Source organism: Pseudomonas sp. C9D1, assembly GCF_056491235.1.
In genome coordinates this window covers 3,682,607-3,706,174 of record NZ_JBSZIE010000002.1, presented here as the reverse complement: position 1 = coordinate 3,706,174, position 23,568 = coordinate 3,682,607, and the positions used below count along the sequence as shown (strand labels likewise).

Genomic DNA, 23,568 nt, shown 5'->3' with positions numbered 1-23,568 from the left:
AGTCGCCTGTTTGAGCCGTCGCTAGTTCCCCGTTATTCCAAACTGCATGGCTGGCATACTCGCCGGCATTTCACCCTGGGAGAATGTCCGATGCGCGCTGTCGTTTCACTGTGTCTGTGCCTGCTTGCGCTCACCGCCCAAGCCGCTGATGAAGAGAAGGATCTCGCCTACAGCATGGGCGTAAAACTGGGCGAGCGGCTGCGTGAAGAAGCACCGCAACTGCAACTGGAATCACTGCTGCGGGGCCTTACCCAGGCCTATCGCGGAGAGAAGCTGGAGCTGGATGCACAGCGCATGGAGCACCTGCTCGATGCCCATGAAGCGAGCATGGAACAGAGCGGCCAATCCACCCAGAAAGCCATCGCCGCGGAGAAGCGCTTCATCGCCCTGGAGCGTGGCAAATACGGTGTGCGCGAACTGACCGACGGCGTGCTGGTAACCGAGCTGCGCGCCGGCAGTGGAGCGAAGCCGGGTGCGCATTCGCAGGTGCGGGTCAACTATCGTGGGCAGCTGGCAGACGGCAGCGTTTTCGATGCGAGCGAAAAGCCCCAATGGTTCCGCCTCGACAGCGTGATAGCCGGTTGGCGAAGCGCCTTGCAGGAGATGCCGGTGGGGGCCAAGTGGCACCTGGTGATTCCATCATCCCAGGCCTATGGCGAAGAAGGCGCAGGGAATCTGATTCCGCCCTACGCCCCCTTGGTGTTCGACCTCGAATTGCTCGAGGTCCGGTGACTCACGCGAGCTGCGCGCCCTGGTTCTGGTGGGCGTTGTGCAGCACTTCGATGAGGCAGTCCTCCAGTTCGAAGCGCTCGTGCAGCAATGGGCCGAGTCGTTTGAGTTCGGTGGCCAGGCAGACTTCGCGGCTGTCGCTGCCATCGCAGCAATCGTTGAAGCCCAGCGCGACCTCGGTGATGGCCTCGATGCGGGGGTAAATCTGTTTGGCCAGATCCAGGCCGCGCTGATCACCGAAGGCCTTGGCCTCGTTGAGCAGCTGTTCGTAGACCTCGAAGTGGCCCGCCGACACGTAGTCGACCAGTACTTCGCAGAACCCTTGCAGGTCTTCCACCGCAGGCGCTTGTGGCCTGTCATTGACACTGGTGAAGACCCGGACCAGTTCCTGGCGCTCCAGCAACCAGCGATCGATCAACTGGTGCACCCCACCCCAACGTTCCTGAGCGTTCTGGCAACTCTCGAGCATGATGTCCTCGCTTCCCTTTCGGTAATGCCTTGTTCGTCTGCTCCGAGACGGTTTTTTGTCGATCGGTGCAAAAACGGGGAAGGCGACGCGGAAACGGCAGCTTTCCGGCGTCACGTGCGGGCCAGATTATGCCCGTGACTGTTTGCCAGCAAGGCACCTGGTCGGGAAAATTTCATACGAGCGTTTAATCGTCACGCCGCAGCCGGCGTGGCTTCTGCATCAGAGGCGGGGAGGTGCGGCAGGGACGCGCGCCCGGACACGAGCCGGGCGCGGCGCGGGAGGCGGTCAGCTGCGACGCAGCATCTGGTAGAGCGAGAAGAGGATGCAGCCGGCGAAAGCCAGCAGGCTCCACTCGGGAATGCTCATGCCGAAGAGGGTCCAGGTGACTTCCGCGCAATCGGCGGTGCCGTGCAGCATCAGCTTGATGATTTCCTGAAAGGGCAGCGCATCCATCATGTATTCCAGGCTCGGCAGGCAGGCCGGGAGCTGGTCGGCGGGCACGCCCTGCAACCACACCTGGCGGCCGGCGGTCGCGGCACCACCGGCGGCGAACAGCAGCGCCAGCCCGGAGTAGACGCGACGGCCACGGGCCTGGGGTGCGTGCAGCGCAGCGATCAGGCAGACCACGCCGAAGAGGATGATGAAGATCCGCTGCACGATGCACAGCGGGCAGGGCTCCAGGCCCATCGCATGCTCCAGGTAGAGCGCACCGCCCATGACGGCGACACAGGCGAGGAAGGCGGCGAAGAACAGGGAACGCGGGCTGGCCAGGGTCATGGCGGCTCCGAGGAGTGATGAGAGGCCGCTACGGTAGAGGAAGCCCCTTGGCCTTTCAAGACGACCGGCTAGTCTGCTGCGGGTACCCATCCGGAGAAGAACGCCATGCGTCGGTTACTGGCACTGCTGTTGTTCCTGCCCCTCATCGCCCTTGCCCAGGCGCCCCTGGAGAAGATCCGCCTGCCCCCGGGGTTCCGCATCGAGGTGCTCAGCGACCAGGTGCCCAGCGCCCGGGAAATGACCTGGGGCGCCGAGGGCACGTTGTTCGTGGGCAGCAATGCCGCCGGCAAGGTGTATGCCCTGGACACCCGCAGCGGCAAGGTCCGCACCCTGGCCAGCGGCCTGAAGATGCCGGTCGGCGTGGCCTTCCACGAGGGCGACCTGTATGTGTCGGCGATCAGCCGCATCCTGCGCCTGCGCGACATCGAGTCGCAGCTGGACGCCCCGCCCCAGCCCGAGCAGGTAGGCCCGGCCTTCCCCGCCGAGACCCACCACGGCTGGAAATTCATCGCCTTCGGCCCCGACGGCAAGCTCTACGTGCCGGTGGGCGCGCCCTGCAACGTCTGCGAGCGCGACCCCGACACCTACGCCGCGCTGCACCGCATGAACCCCGATGGCAGCGGCCTGGAGCTGGTGGCCCGGGGCATCCGCAACACCGTGGGTTTCGACTGGCACCCGAAGACCGGCGAGCTGTGGTTCAGCGACAACGGCCGCGACCTGCTGGGCGACGACACCCCGGACTGCGAGCTCAACCGCATCACCACGCCCAACCCGCATTTCGGCTTCCCGTACTGCCATGCCGGCAGCGTCGCCGACCCGGAGTTCGGCAAGCGCCCGTGCAAGGAATTCGTCGCCCCGGTGGCCAAGCTCGGCCCCCATGTGGCGCCCCTGGGGCTGCGCTTCTACACCGGCAACCAGTTCCCGGCCGAGTACCGCGACAACCTGTTCATCGCCGAGCACGGCTCGTGGAACCGCAGCGAGAAGATCGGTTACCGCATCAAGCGTGTGGAGCTGAACGAGGACGGCAGCCTCAAGCGCCAGAGCGTGTTCGCCGAGGGCTGGCTGGAGAATGGCGAGGTCTGGGGGCGCCCGGCGGATGTGCTGGTGGCGCCGGATGGCTCGTTGCTGGTCAGTGACGACCAGGCCGGAGCCATCTACCGCATCAGCTACCAGGGCTCGTGAGAAACGCGCCGCCAGGACGGCGGCGCGGCATCAGGCGACGCGTTCGCCGGGCAGGGGCAGGGCTGGCAGGTGCTGCACCAGGCCTTCCTGGAACAGCTGGTTGCTGCGCTCCATCTCGCCCATCTGTGCCAGCAGGCGGGCCTGCTCGGCGCAGAGTTCCGGCTCGCGGGAGAAGCTCAGGCCGGTGTCGAAATACTCCCGTGCCTTGCCCCACAGGCTGTTCTGCAGGCACAGACGGCCCAGGGTGAGGAACAGCGCCGGGTCGGTCGGGTGATCCTTGAGGAAGGCTTCGGCGGTCTGCAGCTGGCGAGCCGGATCGGCACCACGCAGGCGCCCGTAGAAGCGCACCAGGGATTCGTCATAGCTCCGCTTGAGGGCGATGCGTACCGCCTCTTCGGCCTCGGGCTCGGCGCCCAGCTGGCGCAGCTGATTGGCGAAGGCCAGCACCAGGCGTGGCTCGGCACGCTGCGCAGCCGAGAGATGCTGCCAGGCCTGGATCAACGGGTTGAGCGCGGTCTCGCCCTCGTTGAGGCCGGCCTGCCCGGCGTGCACCAGGCGATCACTCCACACGCTCAGTTCCAGCTGGTTGAGCTCGGACTCAGACAGCGCCTTGTTCTTGCGCAGCTCCGGCAGCAGGCCCACCAGGGCCGCCGAATCGCCACGCTGACGATGCAGCTGCAACAGCTGGCGCAATACCTGGTGATGGCGCGGGTGACGCTCATGCATGACCTTGAGCGTTTCCAGCGCGGCGTCGGTTTCACCGCGCTCCTGCTGCAGCTCGGCGTGGGCCAGGGCGATGGCCAGCTCGGCCTGGGGCTGACGCTCGAGGGCGCGTTCGAGCATCTGGTCGCTGTCCTCGTACTGGCCGATGCGGTTGGCCGCCCGGGCGGCGCCGAGGTAGTACATCAAGGGTTGCGGATCGGCCTCGGCGGCGCGGCGCAGGTGGCGCAGCGCGCGGGCCCAGCGACCTTCGGCCAGGTCCAGCAGGCCCTGTTCGGACGCCAGGCGCACACGGCGCCGGGCGTTGCGCCGGGACCAGGGGTTGACCACGCCGCTGGAGACGAACACCAGGGTCAGCAGCGCGCGCACCAGCCACAGCAGCAGCCAGACCACGGCCACCAGGGCGAGGAAGGCCCAGAGGCTGGATTCGTAGCGGAAGCCCTTGTAGGCGAACAGGACATAGCCCTGGTGTTGGACGACGGCCATGCCGATCAGGGTGCCGGCGGCGGCCAGGAGCAACAGGATCAGGAGGGTGCGTCTCATTGGCCCTGGCCCTCCACCGGCGGTGCGGCTTCAGGGTCCTGGGAGGCATCGACTTCGGGCTCGGCAGCGGCCTTGGCAGCCTTTGGCTCGGCGAGGCGCTGGCTGCGCTGCAGATAGGCCTGGAGCGCTTCGAGGGAGGCGCCGAGGTCGGGCGTCTTCACTTCCACCGGCTGGGTGGCGAGCTCATCGATGCGTGCCAGCAGCGCACGGCTTTCGGGGTTCTCGGCGTTGAACTGCGAATCCAGCACCTCGCGGGCCTGCTTCAGCGACTGGCGATAGACCTGGGTCTGGCCATGCAGGGCAGCCCACTGGGCCTGCTCGAGGGCGAGGGACAGGGCCAGGCGTACCTGGGACAGGCCCTGGCCGGCGAGCAGCGGCTTGATGTTCTGATCGGCGTCGAACTGGATACGGAAGTAGTGGGAGAGCTTCTCCAGCCACTCGGCCCACCAGCTGCCGCCATCGCCTTCGGCGGCCATGTTGCGCAGCACGCCGCCCTTGTCTTCGAAGGCCGGGGCCAGGGGGTTGAGCTGAGCCGCCTGCTCACGCAGCGCGCCGAGTTGCAGGAACAGCCCGGTGCGGTCCGGCTGCGGCGTGGTGCGCAGCGCTTCAAGGCTACGCGAGAGTTGCTCGCGGGCGGCGAAGGCGGCGGGGTCGTCCTGGTCACGGAGGATGTCATCGGCCGCTTCCACCAGGGCCTTGGCACTGGTGATGTCCTGCAGCGCGGAGAGGCGCAGGCTGGCCAGGCGCAAGAGGTGTTCGGCCTCGGCCAGGCGCCAGTCCTTGCGGCTGGCACCGAGCACGGTTTCCAGGCGCTGGCTGAGGCGCTGCTGGTCGCCCTGCAGGTTGCCCAGCAGGCGGCGGCGCTCATCCAATTCCTCGGCACTGGGCAGCTGGTCGAGGCGCTCGGTGAGCTTCTTCTCGCGCTGCTGCAGCGACTGGGCCTGGCCACGGGCGTCCTCGACCAGGCTCAGCTGCTGCTGGTCACGGGCTTCGAGGCTGCGGATCTGCCACAGGCTCCAGCCGGCGACGGCAACACCGGCGGCGCCGACCAGCAACGCCAGGATGGCCAGGCCACCACCCCGGGAAACCGGCTTGGCGGTGGGAGAAATGACGGGCTCGGAAGCCGGGGGTTGCTGCTCGGTTTTCGCCAGTTCTGCTTCGCTCACGTATCCATCCTTTGCATCAGGGGGCCGGGGCCGGATGATTTTCCAGCGCCGCCAGCAAAGCCGAGGCGCTGGCGCCCCGGCAGTCCACAACGATTTGCGCGCCCGCATCGCGGGCCAGTTCGGCCACGCGCGGGCTCGGTACGAACAAGGGTAGACGGGCCAGGGCGGGCCAATCATCCCCGGCCAATGTGTTCAGGTGCTCGAAACCCTGCCCACTGCTGACCACCAGCCCGTTCAGGCGTTCCGCTTGAATCACCCGCTGCAGGCTGCGCGGCGGGTAGTCGGGCAGGCGGCGGCGGTAGAGTTCCAGATAGTCCACTGCAACGCCTTGGCCGCGCAAACGCTCGGCGAGGAATTCTCGGCCACCCTCGCCACGCATGATCAGCACGCGCTTGCGCGGCGAGGCCAGTGCCTCGGCGAACGCCGGCAGCGCCAGCAGGGCCTCGCTGTCATCGCCGCCTTCCGGCCAGTGGGTATCGAGGCCGGCCGCTACCAGTAGCTCGCCGGTGGCGGCGCCGACGCTGAACCAGCGCACGGCGGCAGGCGGCTGCGGCCAATGCTGGGCGAGACGCTCCAGGCCGAGGCGGGCAGCGGGCTTGCTGACCACGATGACCGCAGCGTAGCGGTCGAGGCCGAGGAGGGTGGTGCGCTGTTCGGGGGTTTCAGCCAGCGGCTGGATGTCCAGCAGCGGCAGGCTGGCACTGTGCACGCCGCATTGGGCGAGGGTCTCGCCCAATGCCGCGCTGTCGTCGGCGGGGCGCGTCAGCAGCAGGCGCCAGCCGGTCACGGATGACCGGCCTCACCATAGACGGCCAGGAGGATGGCTTCGGCGCCCTGGCCGAGCAGGTCCTCGGCGACGCGCACGCCGAGGCTTTCGGCATCACTGGCCAGCGCGCGGGATTCGGCACGCAGCAGGGTGCCGCCGTCGGGCTGGCCGACCAGGCCGCGCAGCCACAGCTGGTCGCCCTCGAGGATCGCGTAGCAGGCGATGGGCACCTGGCAGCCGCCATTGAGGCGCTTGTTCAGGGCGCGCTCGGCGGTGACGCGCAGGGCGGTATCGCGGTGGTGCAGGGGCGCCAGCAGGGCGTGGATCTCGGTGTCGGCGGTGCGGCACTCGATGCCCACCGCGCCCTGGCCACCGGCCGGCAGGCTGTCGTCGACGCTGATGGAGGAGCGGATGCGGTCCTGGAAGCCGAGGCGGATCAGGCCGGCGGCAGCGAGGATGATGGCGTCGTATTCGCCGGCATCGAGCTTGGCCAGGCGGGTGTTCACGTTGCCCCGCAGGAACTGGATCTTCAGGTCCGGGCGGCGCGCCAGCAGCTGGGCCTGGCGACGCAGGCTGGAGGTGCCGACCACGGCACCGGCGGGCAGCGCGTCAAGGCTGTCGAAGGTGTTGGAGACGAAGGCGTCGCGCGGGTCTTCGCGTTCACAGATGCAGAACAGGCCAAGGCCATCGGGGAAGTCCATGGGCACGTCCTTCATGGAGTGCACGGCGATATCGGCCTCGTCCTCCAGCAGGGCGGTTTCCAGTTCCTTGACGAACAGGCCCTTGCCGCCGATTTTCGCCAGGGGCGCGTCGAGCAGCTTGTCGCCGCGGCTGACCATGGGCACCAGGCTGACCTTGAGCCCGGGATGGGCCTTCTCCAGGCTGGCTTTGACGAACTCGGCCTGCCACAGGGCCAGGGCACTCTTGCGGGTGGCGATGCGAATCTCGCGGGACATGGATGATGACTTCCGGAAGCAGGACTGCCCGGAATGATAACAGGCAAGACAGCCGCCGGCGCGCGGGTGGAAAACCCGGCGCCTGCGGCTATCCGTCCTAGAGGTTGTGCATCAGCTTGCGCACGCCGGCGACATGGCGGCGGCTCACCGTCAGGGCATCGCCGTTGAGGCCCTTGAGGAACAGCTGGAAGTGCCCCAGCGGGGTGCGCTGAAGACGCTCGATGCGCTCGCGAGCGACCAGGGCGTTGCGGTGGATGCGCACGAAGCGGTCGCCGAACTCGTCTTCCAGCGCCTTCAGGGGTTCATCCAGCAACACCTCGCCGTGCTCGTGACGCAGGGTCACGTACTTGTGGTCGGCGATGAAGTAGATCACCTGGTCCAAGGGGATCAGCTCGATGCCCTTGCGGGTCCGCGCGCTGATGTGGGAGCGGGGCCCGGTGCCGCTTTCGGCAGCGGGACGGGTCAGCGCCGCCAGTTGCACCCGGTTCGGGCGCTCGGCCTTCTTCAGGGCTTCGGCCAGGGACTCCGGCCGCACCGGCTTGACCAGATAACCCACGGCGCTGACCTGGAAGGCATCCAGGGCGAATTCGTCATGGGCGGTGCAGAAGATCACCGCCGGCGGTGCCTCCTTTTCACAGAGCCGCGCGGCCACCTGCAGGCCATCGAGCCCTGGCATGCGGATGTCGAGCAACACGACATCCGGTTTCAGGCTGTCGATCAGGGTCAGAGCCTCTTCGCCGTTGGTGGCGGCGGGCTCCAGAACTCGGTATCCGTCGAGGTCGCAGACCAGGCGGCTGAGACGCTCTCGGGCAAGGGGTTCGTCATCGACGATCAGGACATTCATATTGCTCGGGCTTCCTGCGTGAGTCTCGCACAAGGATAGCGTAGACAGGTGAAGTGGCGACCGTCACGGCGCTCCACGCTGAGACTGGCTCTGGAGCCGAAAAGTGCCGTAAGTCGAGCATCGATATTCGTCAGTGCCTGATGGGTTCCGCGTGAAGGCTGGGGTTCCGCACCCGCATCGAAGGGGTTGCTCACGCAGAGCAGGAACACACCATCCCTGTACTCCGCTTCCACCCTGACCAGACCACCCTCTATACGCGGTTGAATGCCATAGATCAGGGCATTCTCCAACAGGGGTTGCAGGGTCAGTTGCGGAATCGGCAAATCATCGGGCACATCATCAACCTGCCAATCCAACTGTAGCCGTTCTCCGAGACGATATTGCTCGATCGACAAATATCGTTTCGACAGCTCCAGCTCCTCGGCCCAGCTGACCAGGGTGCCGGGCTTGGCCAGGCTGGCGCGGAACAGGTCGGAAAGGTCGAGCACCGCCTGCTCGGCCTTGTAGGGGTCGATGACCACCAGGCTGGCGATGCTGTTGAGGCTGTTGAACAGGAAGTGCGGGCGGATGCGCGCCTGCAGCGATTCGATGCGCGCCCGCAGCTCGGCCTGCTGCTGCCTGCGCCATTGACTCTGCAGGAAGAAGTAGCGCAGCAGCAGCGCCGACATGATCAGGCTGATCAGCCCGTGACGCAGGTAAAGGTTGACCTCGCCGGCGCGCGGCAATGGGCCGCCCAGGTCGAAGTAGTCGGCCACGGCGGTGCAGGACAGGGTCAGCCCGACCACGATCAGGCAGCAGATGATCCCGGCCAGCGCCGCGCGGATGCGGGCCAGCAAGGGCCGTAGCTGGCACAGCAGCGCGGCGGAAAGCAGCACGATCCATTGCACGAAAAGCGAGGTCAGCGCCAGGCGCACCCAGTCGAAATTCGGCAGCATGGGCTCGGCCAGCACCAGCACCATCACCAGCAGTTCGGCGAGCAGCACGAGGCCCAGCAGCGCCTCGGGCAGGCACAGCTCCGGCAGGAAGAAATCATCGATGGACGCAGCGGCGCGCGCTTTGTTGCGATTGTCTGGAGGCATTCGGCCAGTTTCCGTAAGCGCCCGCCGGGCGGCAAGCCAGAGCGCTCCGACCGGGCGAAATAAAGCACTGAAATGCTGTTGGCGATGAAAAACTGTGAAGCAGGCGACAATCGCCGACCGGCAGGTCAGTCGGACGGGACACGCCGGTTTTATGAGCAACGCTGTTATTATCGCCGGTAATTTTTCGGCCATCGGCCTTCTTTCACCGCCAACACCGAGCCCACTCATGAGCACCGACAAGACCAACCAGTCCTGGGGTGGCCGCTTCAGCGAGCCCGTCGACGCCTTCGTCGCCCGCTTCACCGCCTCCGTCGACTTCGACAAGCGCCTGTATCGCCACGACATCATGGGCTCCATCGCCCACGCCACCATGCTGGCCGAAGCCGGGGTGCTGACCGGCGATGAGCGCGACGCCATCGAGAAGGGCCTGAAGGAAATCCAGGCCGAGATCGAGGCCGGCACCTTCGACTGGCGCGTCGACCTGGAAGACGTGCACATGAACATCGAGGCACGCCTGACCGACCGCATCGGCATCACCGGCAAGAAGCTGCACACCGGCCGCTCGCGCAACGACCAGGTGGCCACCGACATCCGCCTCTGGCTGCGCGACGAGATCGACATCATCCTCGGCGAGATCACCCGCCTGCAGCAAGGCCTGCTGGAGCAGGCCGAGCGCGAAGCGGACACCATCATGCCCGGCTTCACCCACCTGCAGACCGCGCAACCGGTGACCTTCGGCCACCACCTGCTGGCCTGGTTCGAAATGCTCAGCCGCGACCACGAGCGCCTGGTGGACTGCCGCAAGCGCGTCAACCGCATGCCCCTGGGCAGCGCTGCCCTGGCCGGCACCACCTACCCGATCCAGCGCGAAGTCACCTGCCGCCTGCTGGGCTTCGACGCCGTCGGCGGCAACTCCCTGGACGGCGTGTCCGACCGCGACTTCGCCATCGAATTCTGCGCCGCCGCCTCCCTGGCGATGATGCACCTGTCGCGCTTCTCCGAAGAGCTCGTGCTCTGGACCAGCGCCCAGTTCCAGTTCATCGACCTGCCCGACCGCTTCTGCACCGGCTCCTCGATCATGCCGCAGAAGAAGAACCCCGACGTGCCCGAGCTGGTGCGTGGCAAGTCCGGTCGCGTGTTCGGCGCGCTGATGGGCCTGCTGACCCTGATGAAGGGCCAGCCGCTGGCCTATAACAAGGACAACCAGGAAGACAAGGAACCGCTGTTCGACGCCGCCGACACCCTGCGCGACTCCCTGCGCGCCTTCGCCGACATGATCCCGGCGATCAAGCCGCGCCATGCGGTGATGCGTGAAGCGGCCCGTCGCGGCTTCTCCACCGCCACCGACCTGGCCGACTACCTGGTGCGCAAGGGCCTGCCCTTCCGTGACTGCCACGAGATCGTCGGCCATGCGGTGAAGTACGGTGTCGAGTCCGGCAAGGACCTGGCCGAGATGAGCCTCGACGAGCTGCGCACATTCAGCGACCAGATCGACGACGACGTCTTCGCCGTACTGACCCTGGAAGGCTCGGTCAACGCCCGCGACCACATCGGCGGTACCGCGCCGAACCAGGTCCGCGCCGCCGTCACCCGTGGCAAGGCACTGCTCGCCGCACGCTGATACAAGGTCGCCCCGGCGACCGGCAGGGATGCCCATGCAGGACCACACCCCCGATAACTGGCCGACGCAAGTCGGCCAGCGCATTTCCATCGTCGGTTGCTCGGGCGCCGGCAAGACGCGCCTGGCACAGCGCCTGGCCGCGCGCCTGGGCTGCCCGCACATCGAGCTCGACGCCATCTTCCACCAGCCCGGCTGGCAGCCTCTGCCCCGCGCCGAATTCCGCGAGCGGGTCGAGACGGCCCTGCAGGCGCCGCGCTGGATAGTCGAAGGCGCCTACTCGGCCGTGCGCCCGCTGACGCTTTCCCGGGCCGATACGGTGATCTGGCTCGACCTGCCGCGCCCGGTGGTGATGCGCCAGATCATCACCCGCACCCTGGGCCGCCTGCTGCTGCGCAAGGCGCTCTGGAACGGCAACCGCGAGAGCCTGCGCAACCTGCTAAGCCTGGACCCGGAGCGCTCGATCATTCTCTGGGCCTGGACGCGCCATGCGCTCTACCGCGAGCGCTTCGCCGCCGAGCGGACGGACCCGGCCAACGCCGGCATCCGCTTCATCAGGCTCGGCTCCAGGGCGGAGCTCGACGCCTGGCTGGATCAACTGCCCGGCTGAAACGCAGCCTCAGCCCCGTGCCCGGGCCTTGACCGCCTCGAGGAAGCTCGGCATCTCCCGCGCCTTGTCGGCGGCGATGCGCTGCACGTGCGGCTCGGCGCCCAGCTTGGCCAGCAGCGCGCGGGCGCTCGGCAGCTCGGCCAGCAGGTCGGTGTCGAACAGCTTCTGCGCCACTTCGCCGGCCAGGTCGATGCTGTAGAGGAAGTACAGGTCGGCGATGCTCAGCGCATCCCCCGCCACATAGGGCGCGAAGCGGCCATGACGCGCCAGGGCGGCGACGCCGGCCAGCAGCTCGGCCTTGCCCTTCTCGCGGATCGCCTCCGGCAGCGGCATGCCGAAGAACGCCTGTGGATAACAGCTGCGCGCCGGCAGCTCGATGTACAGCTCGATCTCGCGCACCAGCGCACGGACCACGCCACGCTGGTAGGGGTCGGCCGGCAGCAGCGGGCGCTGGGGGAAGCGTTCTTCCAGGTATTCGAGGATGGCGCCGGTCTCGTTGATGAAGCCCTGCTCGGTCTCCAGCACCGGCACCTTGCCGCGCGGGCTGATGGCGAGGAAGGCCGGCTCCTGGCTGCCGTGGACCAGCACCTCTTCGAAGGGAATGCCTTTGGTCAGCAGCGCCAGCTTGACCATGTTGTAGTAGTTGCTGACGGAAAATCCGTGGAGCTTGAGCATCGGGGGCCTCCTGGCCGTGCGGGGTGGGCGTCCGTCGTTATAGACCCGGGTACCCGGCCGGCGCCAGTTGGATCAAGGCAGTGAATGCAGCGGCACGCCGTGGCAAACTGCGGGCCTGCACAACGAGGACCCCCCATGAGCGAGCATGACGACAGCGAAGAAGCCTTCGCCGAGGAAACCCTGATCCAGGCCATCGAGAACCAGCTGGAAGCCGGTAGTCCAGCGGCGGCCCAGGCGACGCTCAACAAGCTGACCCTGGTGGGCTACGAGCGCGAGGAGAGCGTCCAGCTCATGGCACTGGTGCTGGCACGGGCCATCAGCCGGCTGGAGCAGGACCAACCCTTCGACCTGGCCTGGTACGAAGCCGCCCTGAGGGCGCTGCCCGACCTGCCGGACGACGAAGAGTAAACTTGATCCACGCCGGGTTCCGCCGTCACGACAGGCACTAGCATCGCGCCAACCACCCGAGCGCCGTAGAGGTCCAGCCCCATGAGCCCGAGTCCGCTGCGCATCGCTCCACCGCTCCGCCGCCTGCTGTTCGCCCTGGCGCTGTTGCTGCCCGCAGCCAGCTTGGCCGAGACGCTGCAGATCGGCGCCGAGGACGACTGGTACCCCTTCACCGCCTTCCGCGACGGCGCGGTGCGGGGGATGTCGGTGGAGATCGTCCAGGCTGCGTTCGCTGCCGCCGACACGCCGGTGGAGCTGGTCCCCTATCCCTATTCCCGCTGCATGCAGCTGGCCCTCCAGGGCAAGCTGGCCGGCTGCTTCAATACCGCGCCGGACGCCCGCATCGCCGAGGCCTACCGGCTGCCCCGGCACCCGCTGTTCCGCGATGACATCCTGCTCTGGTCCCGCGTCGACAAGGCCACCCCGGTGGACGACCTGCAGCGCCTGGAAGGCGCACGGGTGGCGGTCACCATCGGCTATGAGTACGGCGCGCCCTTCGATGCCCTGCGTGGCCTGGAACGGGTCCCGGTGCGCAAGGACATCAACGGCTTCCTCATGCTCCAGCACGGGCGCGTCGACTATGTGGTGGCCTATCGCGCCACCACCGCCGAGCTGCTGCGTGAACACCCCGAACTCGCAGGCGCCTTCCAGGCCGTGGGCACCGTGCACCGGCCCGAGCTGTTCCTCTCGTTCTCGCGCCAGGCCCCGGGGGCCGACCGCTTGCTGCAGCGCTTCGACCAGGGCATGCAGCGCATCCAGGAAGACGGCCGCTACCAGGCAATCCTTGACCGCTGGCAATACGGCGAGCCGATCTACCCGGCAGACTGAGCCGGGCGGACTACACTGATCCGTCACACCCGCCCGCACGAAGGCGGGCCCACCAGAAGCCCAGGAGTCACCATGTCGTATACCCCCGAGCTGATCGCCGAGTTGGAACTGCTGACCCTGTTCAACCTGGACAACACCCAGGAAGGACTCAAGGTGCACAACACCGCCTCATCCGCGGTCATAGGCGCGGTCACCCGCCTGCACCAGAAAAAACTGATCACCCTGCCCGATGGCGGCTACCTCACCAGCCTGGGGCTGGATGCCGCTGAACACGCCCAAAGCCTGCTCACCATCCTCACCACAGAACCCGTTACCTCAAGCTGAACCGCGTCCGCGCCGATAACCCGGGCACAACCCTGCCCGGCCGCTTCGCCGGCTGGTAGGCTGTGCCCATCCATCCGGCAGAAGCTCCATGACGCGCACCCAGGAAATCCGCCCCGACATCGATGACGGCATCGACCGCAAGGTCCTCGCGCAGTTGCGTGCGCGCTTCCTCAAGGTCAACAGCGGTCGCCTGGAACGCGCCATGCAGGGCCTTTCCACGCGCCAGCAGTTGGTCCTGCGCCTGCTGCCGCTGCTGTTCCACGTCAACCACCCGCTGCTGCCCGGCTACGTCTCGGGGCAGACCCCGGCCGGCCTGGCCAACTACGAGCCGGATGAAAACGAGCTGGCCGAAGTCCAGCGGCTGACCCGCTCCTTTGCCTACAAGGCACGCCGGGGCAACCCGCCGATGCCCATCCACGGCCTGTTCCTCATGGGCAGCCTGGGCACGGTGGCGCAGGCCGAGCAGAGCGACATGGACCTGTGGGTCTGCCATGCACCGGACCTCTCCGCCAGCGAAGTGGCCGAACTGCGGCGCAAGTGCGAGCTGCTGGAGGCCTGGGCGGCGACCCTGGGCACCGAGGCGCACTTCTTCCTCATCGACCCCAAGCGCTTCGTGGTCGGCGACCGCGAGGCGCAGCTCACCTCCGACGATTGCGGCACCACCCAGCACTACCTGTTGCTGGACGAGTTCTATCGCACCGCCATCTGGCTGGCCGGGCGTACGCCCCTGTGGTGGCTGGTGCCGGTCTACGAGGAAGGGCGCTACGCCGAGTACACCGAGAAACTGCTGTCGCGCCGTTTCATCCGCGCCGACGAAGTGCTCGACCTGGGGCACCTGGCGCATATCCCTGTAGGCGAGTTCATCGGTGCGGGCATGTGGCAGCTGTTCAAGGGCATCGAGTCGCCCTACAAGTCGGTGCTCAAGCTGCTGCTCACCGAGGTCTACGCCAGCGAGCATCCCCAGGTGCATTGCCTGTCGCTGCGTTTCAAGCAGGCGGTCTACGCCAATCATCTGGACCTCGATGAACTCGACCCCTACATAGTCGTGTACCGCCGCCTGGAGGAATACCTCACCGCCCGCGGCGACCGCGAGCGCCTGGAGCTGATCCGGCGCTGCCTGTACCTGAAGGTCAACAAGAAGCTCAGCCGACCGCCGCGCAATCGCCGCAAGAGCTGGCAGCGCCTGCTCTTCGAACGGCTGACCCGGGAGTGGCAATGGGATTCGCGCCAACTGGTCATGCTCGACAGCCGCAGCCAATGGAAGGTGCGCCAGGTGGGCGCCGAGCGCCGCGCGCTGGTCAACGAGCTGACCTACAGCTACCGCTTCCTCTCCGAGTTCGGCCGCAGCCAGCACGCGATCAGCTCGCTCAATAGCCGCGACCTCGGCGTGCTTGGCCGGCGCCTCTACGCCGCCTTCGAGCGCAAGGCCGGCAAGGTGGAGTTCATCAACCCCGGCATCGCCCCGGACCTGGCCGAAGACACCCTGACCCTGGTGCAGCACCCCAGCCCGGAAGCACCGAGCGAGGCCCAGTGGGCGCTGTTCCCCGGCAGCCTGAATGCCCAGGAATGGCGCGACTTCGCGCCGATCAAGCGGGCTCGCGAGCTAATCGAGCTACTCGCCTGGTGCCACCGCAACGGCGTGATCGACCCCAGCACACGGCTGTCGCTGAACCCCGGCAGCAGCGACCTGACCGAGTTCGAGCTGTCCAACCTGATCAGCAGCCTGCAGCAAAGCATCCCGCTGCCACTGCCGCCGGTGGGCGAAGCGGCGCTGCTGCGCGCCAGCGCCCCGAGCGAAGTGCTGCTGCTGATCAACGTCGGTGTCGACCCGCTCAAGCAGCACAGCCAGATGAACGTGCACATGACCACCGAGCGCACCGACTCCCTCGGCTACTCCGGCGTGCGTGACAACCTGGTGCTGACCATCGACCAGGTCACCCTGAACAGCTGGAACGAGTTGCTGGTGACCCGCTACGACGGCCCCTTCGCGCCGCTGGATTGCCTGCGCGACTTCCTCAACGCTACCCCCGTGGACCAGTTGCCGAACCTGCGCGTGCGCTGCTTCTGCCGCAACCGGGCCCAGGCCATCGCCCAGCGTATCGAGGAACTGTTCCGCGACGCCCTGGCGCACCTGGGCAGCCCGGACACCACCCGCTACCTGTTGCAGGTGCGCCAGCAATACCACGTGCTCGAACTGCTCCCCGGCCAGGTCAGCCACACCGCCCTGGACGACCTGCCGACGCTGCTGGAACACCTGGGCGAAGACCTGCCGGCCTACAGCCCGCTGTTCCTCGACCGCTACGCCCTGGAAGGCGAGGACCTGGCGCTGATTCTGCCGCTGGGCCGGCCGAACTGCATCCAGGTGTTCTTCCGTCAGGAGGGCGACAGCGCCGAGCTGACCCTGCTCGACGAGCACAACGCGCTCTGGCGCCAGCGCCAGCCGTTCCGCGACCAGCAGAGCCTGCTCACGCCGCTGCAACGCTTCCTGCAGTCGGTGCTCTACCGGCGCAACGCGTTGCTGCCGCTGGACAGCCCGACGCCACCCAGCAACCTGGAAATTCTCTATTACGAAGTGTTGCCGTCACCGCCGCAGCGTGCCCAGCAGGTAGAACGCCGCGCCGCGCCCCAGGCGCCAGTGAGCCATCCGTTCTACGACGTGCAGGCGATCGTCGAGCCGGCAGACGCCGATCGCGTTCATGTCACGCTCTACTGCAACCATCGGGAATTTTCGGAACTGGAATACGGCGGCGAGCTGTTCGCCTCCGTGGCCCGGCACATCCTCGCCCAGCGCAGCGAGGCCGAACGCTACCCCTGCTACATCACCGACTTGGACCTGTCGCGGGTCCTCGGCGAGGGCCATGCGCAGACGGTGCACTACCTGCGCTACAAGGCCGAGCTGGAGAAACAGCTCAACCAGGCCCTGAACAAGGCCTGACCGCCGGGGAGGCGGTCAGGGTCGTGGATCAGCGGTCGTATTCGCCAGCCGCTTCGGGCTGGTACTCCACTTCCAGCAGTTGCAGCTTGAGGGTCTTGCCACCCGGCGCCGGCCAGTCGATGTGCTGGCCGACGGACAGGCCCAGCAGGGCGCTGCCGATGGGCGCAAGGATGGAGACGGTGCCTTCGCCACCGGCGTCCTTCGGATAGACCAGGGTCAGGTGGTAGTCCTTGCCGCTGGCCTCTTCACGGCAATGCACGCGGGTATTCATGGTCACCACGCCCGGCGGCACTTCGTCATGACCAACCACCTGGGCGCGCGCCAGCTCGCTCTCCAGTGCCTGGGCACCGGGACCGAAATCCTCCAGTTCATCGAGCAGTCGCTCCAGTCGCTGCAGGTCGAGACGGGTGATGATGATTGACGGTTGAGTGCTCATGGCAAATCCGGAACTCCTGAATCCTTGGCTCGAAAAAGCGAAACCCCGCCCGAAGGCGGGGTTTCAGAATTGTGGGCCGGTGCATTCGACACCAGCCCGACCGACACTACGTCAGTGGATGCGCTGTTGGCAAGACCGACCGGTCAGCGCGGCCTGGAACGCACGCGCTGAGCGGCCTGCTCAAGGATCTGCCGGCGGCGATCCGCGCCTGCTTCGTTCCATTCCAGGATCTCACCCAGGGTGCGACCGCATCCGACGCAGACGTCGGCGTCATCCAGGCAGCACCTGCGAATGCAGGGCGAGCCCGGGGAAGGAGGGGCAGGGGGTTCAGAGTTCTTCGAACTCAAGGTCTTCGCCCGCCTGTTCGCGGGTTACGCGGCCCAGCAGCTCGCCGAGAGGCTCTTCGCTGGTGTCGCAGATCCACAGGCCGCTGGCCTGGTCATAGTCGAAATGGAAGCCACCGGAGCGGGCCGCGACCCACAGCTGGCGCAAGGGCTCCTGGCGGCTGAGGATGACCTGGGTGCCATTTTCGAAACGGATGGTCAGCACGCCCGCGCTGTTTTCCAGGTCAACGTCCAGATCGCTGCTGTCGAAAATGTCTTCGACGGCTTCCTGGGCGGCATCGACCAGATCGTGGAAACGCGCTTCGCTCAAACTCATTGGGGGGTCCTCAGGGAAAGGGTGACAGGTGACGCCGATACTCGCCGGGGCTCTGCCCGGTCCAACGGCGGAACGCACGGGCCAGCGAACCGGGCTCGCTGAAGCCGACAAGGAAGGCGATATCGGCGAGCTCCAGCGCCGGGTCGCGCAGATAATGCAGCACCAGCTGCTGGCGCGTCTCGTCCACCAACTGGCTGAACGATAGGCCAGCCTCGCGCAATCGACGCTGCAGTGTACGCGGACTCAGCGCCAATGCCTCGGCCAGGCGCTCTAGGTCCGGCCCCTGCTCCGACAGTTGGCCGGCGAGAACCACCCGGGCGCGGTCGAGCACGCTGTTGCCCCGGTTGATCTCGCCTAGCAGCCGGTCGGCGTAGGCATCGAGCATCTGCCGCACCTGCGCATCGGCCTGGCCGAGCGGCGTGGCCAGCAATCGGCGGGGGAACACCAGCGCATTGTCGGCCTGGCCGAACAGCACCGGGCAACGGAAGATCCGCTGGTACTCGCTGAGGTCGGCCGGGGCAGGGTGCTGGAAACGCACCTCGGTGGGCGGGATGTCCAGGCCACTGATCCAGCGGCCGAAGGTCACCCAGCCGGCGAGGGACTCCTCCGCCACCTGCTCGCGCTGCTGGGGCAGCAAGGGCTCCCAGCTGTGCACGACGAGCGGTTCATGGCCGGGCCGCTCCGGCTCGTCGGCCAGGTCGACCCGCCCCAGGTTGCCCACCAGCGCCGCATAGCGGGCCTGCCGGTGCAAGGCATCGGCGAGGGTCGCGCAGCTCATCAGCAGGTAACCGAGCACACCGTAATAACCGGGCCGCACCGCTTCGCCCAGGTGCAGGCCGAGGCGCGTGTCACCGGTCAGGCGGATGCCCTGGGCGAGCAGCTCCAGGTAGGCACTGGCGGCGATGCGCTGGTCGCGCTGGCCGAGGATGGCGGGCGTCAGCTGGACGTGCGCCAGCAGCTCGGCGGGCTCGATTCCCTGGCGCGCCAGGTGGTCGACCAGGCCTTGCAGGTAGGCCACCGAAACCGAGCTGGCCATGGGCGTGGATGGTTCCATCGGACCTCCGTTTTTGGGCGCCAATCCTAGGCTTCGGAAGGCTCGATTGGCTAGCCGAAAGCCACGTCCGGCGGCTTTTCCAGCGCATAGGCAAGGCGCCGGGCGGTCGGTATACTCCCGGGCAATTCACGTTTTCTTCAAGGATTTCGCCATGAAGCGACTGCTCACCCCTCTCGTCGCGCTCGTCGCCGTCGCCTGCCTGCTCGCCGGTTGCGGCCAGAAGGGCCCGCTGTACCTGCCGGACGAATCCAAGCCGTCTTCCGCCGAACATTCGCACTAAGGGGGCGCTGATGGACGCCTTCACTTACCGCGATGGTGAGCTCTTCGCGGAGGGCGTGGCATTGTCCGCCATCGCCGCGCGCTTCGGCACACCCACCTATGTCTACTCGCGCAGCCACATCGAAGCCCAGTACCGCTCCTACGCCGATGCCCTGGCAGGCGTACCGCACCTGGTCTGCTACGCGGTCAAGGCCAACTCCAACCTCGGCGTGCTGAACCTGCTGGCCCGCCTGGGCTCGGGCTTCGACATCGTCTCCAGCGGCGAGCTGGAGCGTGTGCTCGCCGCCGGCGGCGCGGCCGACCGCATCGTCTTCTCCGGCGTCGGCAAGAGCCGTGACGACATGCGTCGCGCCCTGGAAGTCGGCGTGCACTGCTTCAACGTCGAGTCCACCGAGGAGCTCGAGCGCCTGCAGGTCGTCGCCGCCGAAATGGACATGAAGGCACCGGTCTCGCTGCGGGTTAACCCCGACGTCGACGCCGGCACCCACCCGTACATTTCCACCGGCCTCAAGGAAAACAAGTTCGGCATCGCCATCGCCGCTGCCGAAGCCGTGTACCTGCACGCCGCCTCGCTGCCGAATCTGGAAGTGGTCGGCGTCGACTGCCACATCGGCTCCCAGCTGACCACCCTGGCGCCCTTCCTCGATGCCCTCGACCGCCTGCTGGCGCTGATCGACCGCCTCGCCGAACAGGGCGTGCACATCCGCCACCTGGACCTCGGTGGCGGCCTCGGCGTGCGCTACAAGGATGAAGAGCCGCCGCTGGCCGGCGACTACATCAAGGCCGTGCGTGAGCGCATCGGCGTGCGCAAGCTGGCGCTGGTCTTCGAGCCGGGCCGCTACATCGTCGCCAACGCCGGCGTGCTGCTGACCCAGGTCGAGTACCTCAAGCACACCGAGCACAAGGACTTCGCGATCATCGACGCGGCCATGAACGACCTGATCCGCCCGGCCCTGTACCAGGCGTGGATGGACGTGGTGCCGGTGGAGCCCCGCGAAGGCGAGAAGCGCCGTTACGACCTGGTCGGCCCCATTTGCGAAACCGGCGACTTCCTCGCCAAGGACCGCGACCTGGCCCTGGCCGAAGGTGACCTGCTGGCGGTGCGTTCCGCTGGTGCCTACGGCTTCGTCATGAGCTCCAACTACAACACCCGCGGTCGCGCCGCCGAGGTGCTGGTGGATGGCGAGCGGGCATACGAGGTCCGCCGTCGCGAGACCGTCGAGGAACTCTACGCCGGCGAAAGCCTGCTACCGGAGTAAACCCATGCTGCTGCGTTTCACCAAGATGCACGGCCTGGGCAACGACTTCATGGTCCTCGACCTGGTCAGCCAGCACGCGCACATTCAGCCCAAGCACGCCAAGCAATGGGGCGATCGCAACACCGGCATCGGCTTCGACCAGTTGCTGATCGTCGAAGCGCCGACCAACCCGGACGTCGACTTCCGCTACCGCATCTTCAACTCCGACGGCTCCGAGGTCGAACAGTGCGGCAACGGCGCGCGCTGCTTCGCCCGCTTCGTGCTGGACAAGCGCCTGACGGTGAAGAAGCAGATCCGCGTCGAGACCAAGAGCGGCATCATCGAGCTGGACGTCCGCGCCGATGGCCAGGTCCGCGTCGACATGGGCCCGCCACGCCTGGCGCCCCAGCAGATTCCCTTCGTCGCCGAAGGCGAGGCGCTGAACTACAGCGTCGAGGTCGAAGGCCGCCCGATCGAACTGGCCGCCCTGTCCATGGGCAACCCCCATGCAGTGCTGCGCGTCGAGGACATCGACAAGGCGCCGGTCCACGAGCTGGGCCCGAAGATCGAACACCACTCGCGCTTCCCGCAGCGGGTCAACGTCGGCTTCCTCCAGGTGATCGACCGCAACCAGGCGCGCCTGCGCGTGTGGGAGCGTGGCGCCGGGGAAACCCAGGCCTGCGGTACCGGTGCCTGCGCCGCCGCCGTGGCCGCCATCCGCCAGGGCTGGATGGACTCGCCCGTGCAACTGGAGCTGCCGGGTGGCAAGCTGTCCATCGAATGGGCCGGCCCCGACCAGTCCGTGATGATGACCGGACCCGCCGTGCGCGTGTATGAAGGGCAGGTCCGCCTATGAGCGAGCAGCGAGCATGAGTGACAAGCACCAGGAACCGCCTCAGCACCTCGACTCCGAAACGGTCGCCGCCTACCTGCGGCACCACCCGGAGTTCTTCGTCGACCACGAAGAGCTGATTCCCGAACTGCGCATCCCGCACCAGCCGGGCGAGGCCGTGTCCCTGGTGGAACGCCAGGTCAAGCTGCTGCGCGAGCGCAACATCGAGATGCGCCATCGGCTGTCGCAGCTGATGGACGTGGCCCGGGACAACGATCGGCTGTTCGACAAGACCCGTCGCCTGGTGCTCGACCTGCTCGACGCCGGCACCCTGGAAGAAGTGGTCAGCGCGGTGGAAGACAGCCTGCGCCACGAGTTCCAGGTGCCCTTCGTCAGCCTCATCCTGTTCAGCGACAGCACCCTCCCGGTCGGCCGCAGCGTCACCAGCGTGGAGGCCCAGCAAGCCATCGGCGGCCTGCTGGTGGCCGGCAAGACCATCTGCGGGGTGCTCCGCGCCCACGAGCTGGAGTTCCTCTTCGGCAAGGAAGAAGGCCCCAAGGTCGGCTCCGCCGCCGTGGTGTCCCTCAACCATCAGGGCCAGCATGGCGTCCTCGCCATCGGCAGCCACGACCCGCAGCACTACAAGAGCTCGCTGGGCACCCTGTTCCTCGGCTACATCGCCGAAGTCCTGGCCCGCGTGCTGCCCCTCTTCGCCTCCCCGCTGCGCTCCGTGAGGTAGGCGGCGGGCGACGCACAGCGGCAGGAGTAGACGGATGAACGCCGATCTGGACCGCTACATCGAACACCTGCGCAGCGAACGCCAGGTCTCGCCCCACACCCTCGACGGCTACCGCCGTGACCTGGGCAAGGTCGTCGCCCTGTGCGAGACCTTCGCCATCGCCGACTGGCCCGCCCTCGACCCGCGCACCCTGCGCAGCATCGTCGCCCGCCTGCACCAGCAGGGGCAGTCAAGCCGCAGCCTGGCGCGCCTGCTCTCGGCGGTACGCGGGCTCTACCGCTACCTGGTGCGTGAAGGCGTCTGCCGCCACGACCCGGCCAGCGGCCTCAGCGCCCCCAAAGGCGAGCGCCGCCTGCCCAAGACCCTGGATGCCGACCGCGCCCAGCAACTGCTGGATGGCGCCGTGGAAGATGACTTCATCGCCCGCCGCGACCAGGCCATCCTCGAACTCTTCTATTCCTCCGGGCTGCGCCTGTCGGAGCTGGTGGGGCTGAACCTCGACGGCCTGGACCTCAATGACGGCAGCGTGCGCGTGCACGGCAAGGGCAACAAGGTGCGCGAACTGCCGGTGGGCCGCATGGCGCGGCAGGCACTGGAGCAATGGCTGCCACTGCGCGCCCTGGCCAACCCACAGGACGGCGCGGTATTCATCGGCCGCACCGGCCGCCGCCTAGGGCCTCGCGCCATCCAGCTGCGGGTGCGGGCCGCCGGGGTCCGCGAACTGGGCCAGCACCTGCACCCGCACATGCTGCGCCACTCCTTCGCCAGCCACATGCTGGAATCCTCCCAGGATCTGCGCGCGGTGCAGGAGCTGCTCGGCCACGCCGACATCTCCACCACGCAGATCTACACCCACCTGGATTTCCAGCACCTGGCAGCGGTCTACGACAAGGCCCACCCACGGGCCAAGCGCAACAAGGCGAACGACGAATGAGCATCCAGCTGATCACCTTCGACCTCGACGACACCCTCTGGGACGTCGCCACCGTGATGCACGGCGCCGAAGCGGCCCTGCGTGAGTGGCTGGCCATGCAGGCGCCGAAGCTCGGGCCGGTGCCCATCGAGCACCTGTGGGCCATTCGCGCACGCCTGCTGGCGGACGAGCCGGCACTCAAGCACCGCCTCAGCGAGCTGCGCCAGCGCATCCTCTTCCATGCCCTGGAAGAGGCCGGCTACCCCCGGGACGAAGCGGGCACCCTGGCCACCCGGGGCTTCGACGTCTTCCTCGACGCACGTCACCGCATCGACCTGTTCCCCGAGGTGCACCCGACCCTGGAGATACTCGCCAACCGCTATCGCCTGGCGGTGATCACCAACGGCAACGCCGACGTGCGCCGCCTGGGCCTGGCCGACTACTTCCAGTTCGCCCTGTGCGCCGAGGAGCTGGGCGTCGGCAAACCCGACCCGCACCCGTTCGAGGAGGCGCTGAAACGCGCAGGCGTCGCAGCCGCGCAGGCGGTGCACATTGGCGACCACCCCAGCGACGACATCCACGGCGCCCGTAACGCCGGCATGCGCGCCATCTGGTTCAACCCCCAGGGCAAGGCCTGGGACGGCGAAAGCGCGCCGGATGCGGAAATCCGCAACCTGGCCGAGCTGCCGGCCCTGCTCGGCCGCTGGAACACCCCGGGCTGAGTGGTCGACAGCCATGAAAAAGCCCGC

At 67.4% G+C, this 23,568-nt stretch carries 27 protein-coding genes; 14 read left to right on the top strand and 13 right to left on the bottom strand.

Annotation, left to right across the window (positions count from 1 at the left end; translation table 11 throughout):
• The first annotated feature begins 90 nt into the window (after window positions 1-90).
• A complete protein-coding gene (locus tag ACXI0U_RS24965; RefSeq protein WP_431483117.1) occupies window positions 91-732 on the top strand; it encodes an FKBP-type peptidyl-prolyl cis-trans isomerase in 642 nt (213 codons plus the stop codon).
• A 1-nt stretch (window position 733) separates the two neighbouring features.
• Here the strand turns inward: ACXI0U_RS24965 and ACXI0U_RS24960 are convergent, their stop codons facing one another.
• Both ACXI0U_RS24960 and ACXI0U_RS24955 read right to left on the bottom strand, forming a co-directional pair.
• On the bottom strand, window positions 734-1,198 hold the full coding sequence (locus tag ACXI0U_RS24960; protein ID WP_031287543.1) for an Rsd/AlgQ family anti-sigma factor: 465 nt from the start codon (window positions 1,196-1,198) through the stop codon (window positions 734-736).
• A 285-nt stretch (window positions 1,199-1,483) separates the two neighbouring features.
• Complete coding sequence (locus tag ACXI0U_RS24955; RefSeq protein ID WP_021218982.1) at window positions 1,484-1,975, bottom strand: disulfide bond formation protein B; 492 nt, start codon at window positions 1,973-1,975, stop codon at window positions 1,484-1,486.
• 105 nt (window positions 1,976-2,080) lie between these two features.
• Between ACXI0U_RS24955 and ACXI0U_RS24950 the strand changes: the two genes are divergently transcribed.
• Window positions 2,081-3,157: a PQQ-dependent sugar dehydrogenase gene (locus tag ACXI0U_RS24950; RefSeq protein ID WP_431483116.1), complete on the top strand. Its 1,077-nt coding sequence runs from the start codon at window positions 2,081-2,083 to the stop codon at window positions 3,155-3,157.
• Window positions 3,158-3,187: 30 nt separating this feature from the next.
• Here ACXI0U_RS24950 and ACXI0U_RS24945 read toward each other — a convergent pair whose 3' ends face one another.
• The 6 genes from ACXI0U_RS24945 to ACXI0U_RS24920 all read right to left on the bottom strand — a co-directional run bounded on the left by ACXI0U_RS24945 (window position 3,188) and on the right by ACXI0U_RS24920 (window position 9,231).
• The gene (locus tag ACXI0U_RS24945) at window positions 3,188-4,420 is read right to left on the bottom strand and encodes a heme biosynthesis HemY N-terminal domain-containing protein (protein ID WP_431483115.1); all 1,233 of its coding nucleotides are present in this window, start codon (window positions 4,418-4,420) and stop codon (window positions 3,188-3,190) included.
• Window positions 4,417-5,586 carry a uroporphyrinogen-III C-methyltransferase gene (locus tag ACXI0U_RS24940; protein ID WP_431483114.1) on the bottom strand — a complete coding sequence of 390 codons (1,170 nt, stop codon included), beginning with the start codon at window positions 5,584-5,586 and terminating at the stop codon, window positions 4,417-4,419. Before ACXI0U_RS24940 ends, ACXI0U_RS24945 begins: the two co-directional genes overlap by 4 nt.
• 16 nt (window positions 5,587-5,602) lie before the next feature.
• Window positions 5,603-6,373: a uroporphyrinogen-III synthase gene (locus ACXI0U_RS24935; protein WP_431483113.1), complete on the bottom strand. Its 771-nt coding sequence runs from the start codon at window positions 6,371-6,373 to the stop codon at window positions 5,603-5,605.
• The gene (gene hemC, locus ACXI0U_RS24930) at window positions 6,370-7,308 is read right to left on the bottom strand and encodes a hydroxymethylbilane synthase (RefSeq protein ID WP_479550971.1); all 939 of its coding nucleotides are present in this window, start codon (window positions 7,306-7,308) and stop codon (window positions 6,370-6,372) included. Before hemC ends, ACXI0U_RS24935 begins: the two co-directional genes overlap by 4 nt.
• A gap of 97 nt (window positions 7,309-7,405) precedes the next feature.
• Window positions 7,406-8,152: a LytR/AlgR family response regulator transcription factor gene (locus tag ACXI0U_RS24925; RefSeq protein WP_021218976.1), complete on the bottom strand. Its 747-nt coding sequence runs from the start codon at window positions 8,150-8,152 to the stop codon at window positions 7,406-7,408.
• Window positions 8,149-9,231 (bottom strand): sensor histidine kinase, encoded by a 1,083-nt coding sequence (locus ACXI0U_RS24920; RefSeq protein ID WP_021218975.1) that lies wholly within the window; start codon window positions 9,229-9,231, stop codon window positions 8,149-8,151. Before ACXI0U_RS24920 ends, ACXI0U_RS24925 begins: the two co-directional genes overlap by 4 nt.
• A gap of 226 nt (window positions 9,232-9,457) precedes the next feature.
• On the opposite strand from ACXI0U_RS24920, the gene argH reads away from it, so the two are divergent.
• Window positions 9,458-10,852: an argininosuccinate lyase gene (argH, locus tag ACXI0U_RS24915; RefSeq protein WP_021218974.1), complete on the top strand. Its 1,395-nt coding sequence runs from the start codon at window positions 9,458-9,460 to the stop codon at window positions 10,850-10,852.
• Window positions 10,853-10,886: 34 nt separating this feature from the next.
• Window positions 10,887-11,459, top strand: a complete 573-nt coding sequence (locus ACXI0U_RS24910; protein ID WP_431483111.1) for a P-loop NTPase family protein — start codon at window positions 10,887-10,889, stop codon at window positions 11,457-11,459.
• Between the two features lie 9 nt (window positions 11,460-11,468).
• On the opposite strand, the gene ACXI0U_RS24905 is transcribed toward ACXI0U_RS24910, so the two are convergent.
• Complete coding sequence (locus ACXI0U_RS24905) at window positions 11,469-12,134, bottom strand: glutathione S-transferase family protein (RefSeq protein ID WP_021218972.1); 666 nt, start codon at window positions 12,132-12,134, stop codon at window positions 11,469-11,471.
• 135 nt (window positions 12,135-12,269) lie between these two features.
• Here ACXI0U_RS24905 and ACXI0U_RS24900 point away from each other — a divergent pair, with 135 nt between their 5' ends.
• The 4 genes from ACXI0U_RS24900 (at window position 12,270) to ACXI0U_RS24885 (ending at window position 16,668) form a co-directional block, all read left to right on the top strand.
• Window positions 12,270-12,542, top strand: coding sequence for a hypothetical protein (locus tag ACXI0U_RS24900; protein WP_043241118.1), 273 nt, complete (start codon window positions 12,270-12,272; stop codon window positions 12,540-12,542).
• 81 nt (window positions 12,543-12,623) lie between these two features.
• Window positions 12,624-13,409 (top strand): substrate-binding periplasmic protein, encoded by a 786-nt coding sequence (locus ACXI0U_RS24895; protein ID WP_043241115.1) that lies wholly within the window; start codon window positions 12,624-12,626, stop codon window positions 13,407-13,409.
• Between the two features lie 72 nt (window positions 13,410-13,481).
• Window positions 13,482-13,733 (top strand): TIGR02647 family protein, encoded by a 252-nt coding sequence (locus ACXI0U_RS24890; protein ID WP_021218969.1) that lies wholly within the window; start codon window positions 13,482-13,484, stop codon window positions 13,731-13,733.
• 88 nt (window positions 13,734-13,821) lie between these two features.
• Entirely contained in the window at window positions 13,822-16,668 is a 2,847-nt protein-coding gene (locus tag ACXI0U_RS24885; RefSeq protein ID WP_265170220.1) for a class I adenylate cyclase, read from the top strand.
• A 28-nt stretch (window positions 16,669-16,696) separates the two neighbouring features.
• Here the strand turns inward: ACXI0U_RS24885 and rnk are convergent, their stop codons facing one another.
• The 4 genes from rnk to ACXI0U_RS24865 form a co-directional block, all read right to left on the bottom strand.
• Complete coding sequence (rnk, locus tag ACXI0U_RS24880; RefSeq protein ID WP_021218967.1) at window positions 16,697-17,104, bottom strand: nucleoside diphosphate kinase regulator; 408 nt, start codon at window positions 17,102-17,104, stop codon at window positions 16,697-16,699.
• 143 nt (window positions 17,105-17,247) lie between these two features.
• Window positions 17,248-17,451 (bottom strand): DUF1289 domain-containing protein, encoded by a 204-nt coding sequence (locus ACXI0U_RS24875; protein WP_271659599.1) that lies wholly within the window; start codon window positions 17,449-17,451, stop codon window positions 17,248-17,250.
• The gene (gene cyaY, locus ACXI0U_RS24870) at window positions 17,432-17,764 is read right to left on the bottom strand and encodes an iron donor protein CyaY (RefSeq protein WP_021218966.1); all 333 of its coding nucleotides are present in this window, start codon (window positions 17,762-17,764) and stop codon (window positions 17,432-17,434) included. Before cyaY ends, ACXI0U_RS24875 begins: the two co-directional genes overlap by 20 nt.
• Before the next feature lie 10 nt (window positions 17,765-17,774).
• On the bottom strand, window positions 17,775-18,818 hold the full coding sequence (locus tag ACXI0U_RS24865) for an AraC family transcriptional regulator (protein ID WP_031287538.1): 1,044 nt from the start codon (window positions 18,816-18,818) through the stop codon (window positions 17,775-17,777).
• A gap of 151 nt (window positions 18,819-18,969) precedes the next feature.
• Between ACXI0U_RS24865 and lptM the strand changes: the two genes are divergently transcribed.
• Genes lptM through ACXI0U_RS24835 form a run of 6 tightly spaced genes read left to right on the top strand, consistent with a single transcriptional unit; the run spans window position 18,970 to window position 23,541 of the window.
• Window positions 18,970-19,098, top strand: a complete 129-nt coding sequence (gene lptM / locus ACXI0U_RS24860) for an LPS translocon maturation chaperone LptM (protein WP_021218964.1) — start codon at window positions 18,970-18,972, stop codon at window positions 19,096-19,098.
• Between the two features lie 10 nt (window positions 19,099-19,108).
• On the top strand, window positions 19,109-20,356 hold the full coding sequence (gene lysA / locus ACXI0U_RS24855; protein ID WP_021218963.1) for a diaminopimelate decarboxylase: 1,248 nt from the start codon (window positions 19,109-19,111) through the stop codon (window positions 20,354-20,356).
• Window positions 20,357-20,360: 4 nt separating this feature from the next.
• Window positions 20,361-21,191 carry a diaminopimelate epimerase gene (gene dapF, locus ACXI0U_RS24850; protein ID WP_021218962.1) on the top strand — a complete coding sequence of 277 codons (831 nt, stop codon included), beginning with the start codon at window positions 20,361-20,363 and terminating at the stop codon, window positions 21,189-21,191.
• Between the two features lie 13 nt (window positions 21,192-21,204).
• Window positions 21,205-21,906: a DUF484 family protein gene (locus tag ACXI0U_RS24845; RefSeq protein ID WP_350447439.1), complete on the top strand. Its 702-nt coding sequence runs from the start codon at window positions 21,205-21,207 to the stop codon at window positions 21,904-21,906.
• Between the two features lie 34 nt (window positions 21,907-21,940).
• The gene (gene xerC / locus ACXI0U_RS24840; RefSeq protein WP_431483110.1) at window positions 21,941-22,840 is read left to right on the top strand and encodes a tyrosine recombinase XerC; all 900 of its coding nucleotides are present in this window, start codon (window positions 21,941-21,943) and stop codon (window positions 22,838-22,840) included.
• A complete protein-coding gene (locus ACXI0U_RS24835) occupies window positions 22,837-23,541 on the top strand; it encodes an HAD family hydrolase (RefSeq protein WP_431483109.1) in 705 nt (234 codons plus the stop codon). The genes xerC and ACXI0U_RS24835 overlap by 4 nt, the downstream gene beginning before the upstream one ends.
• Window positions 23,542-23,568: the final 27 nt, after the last annotated feature.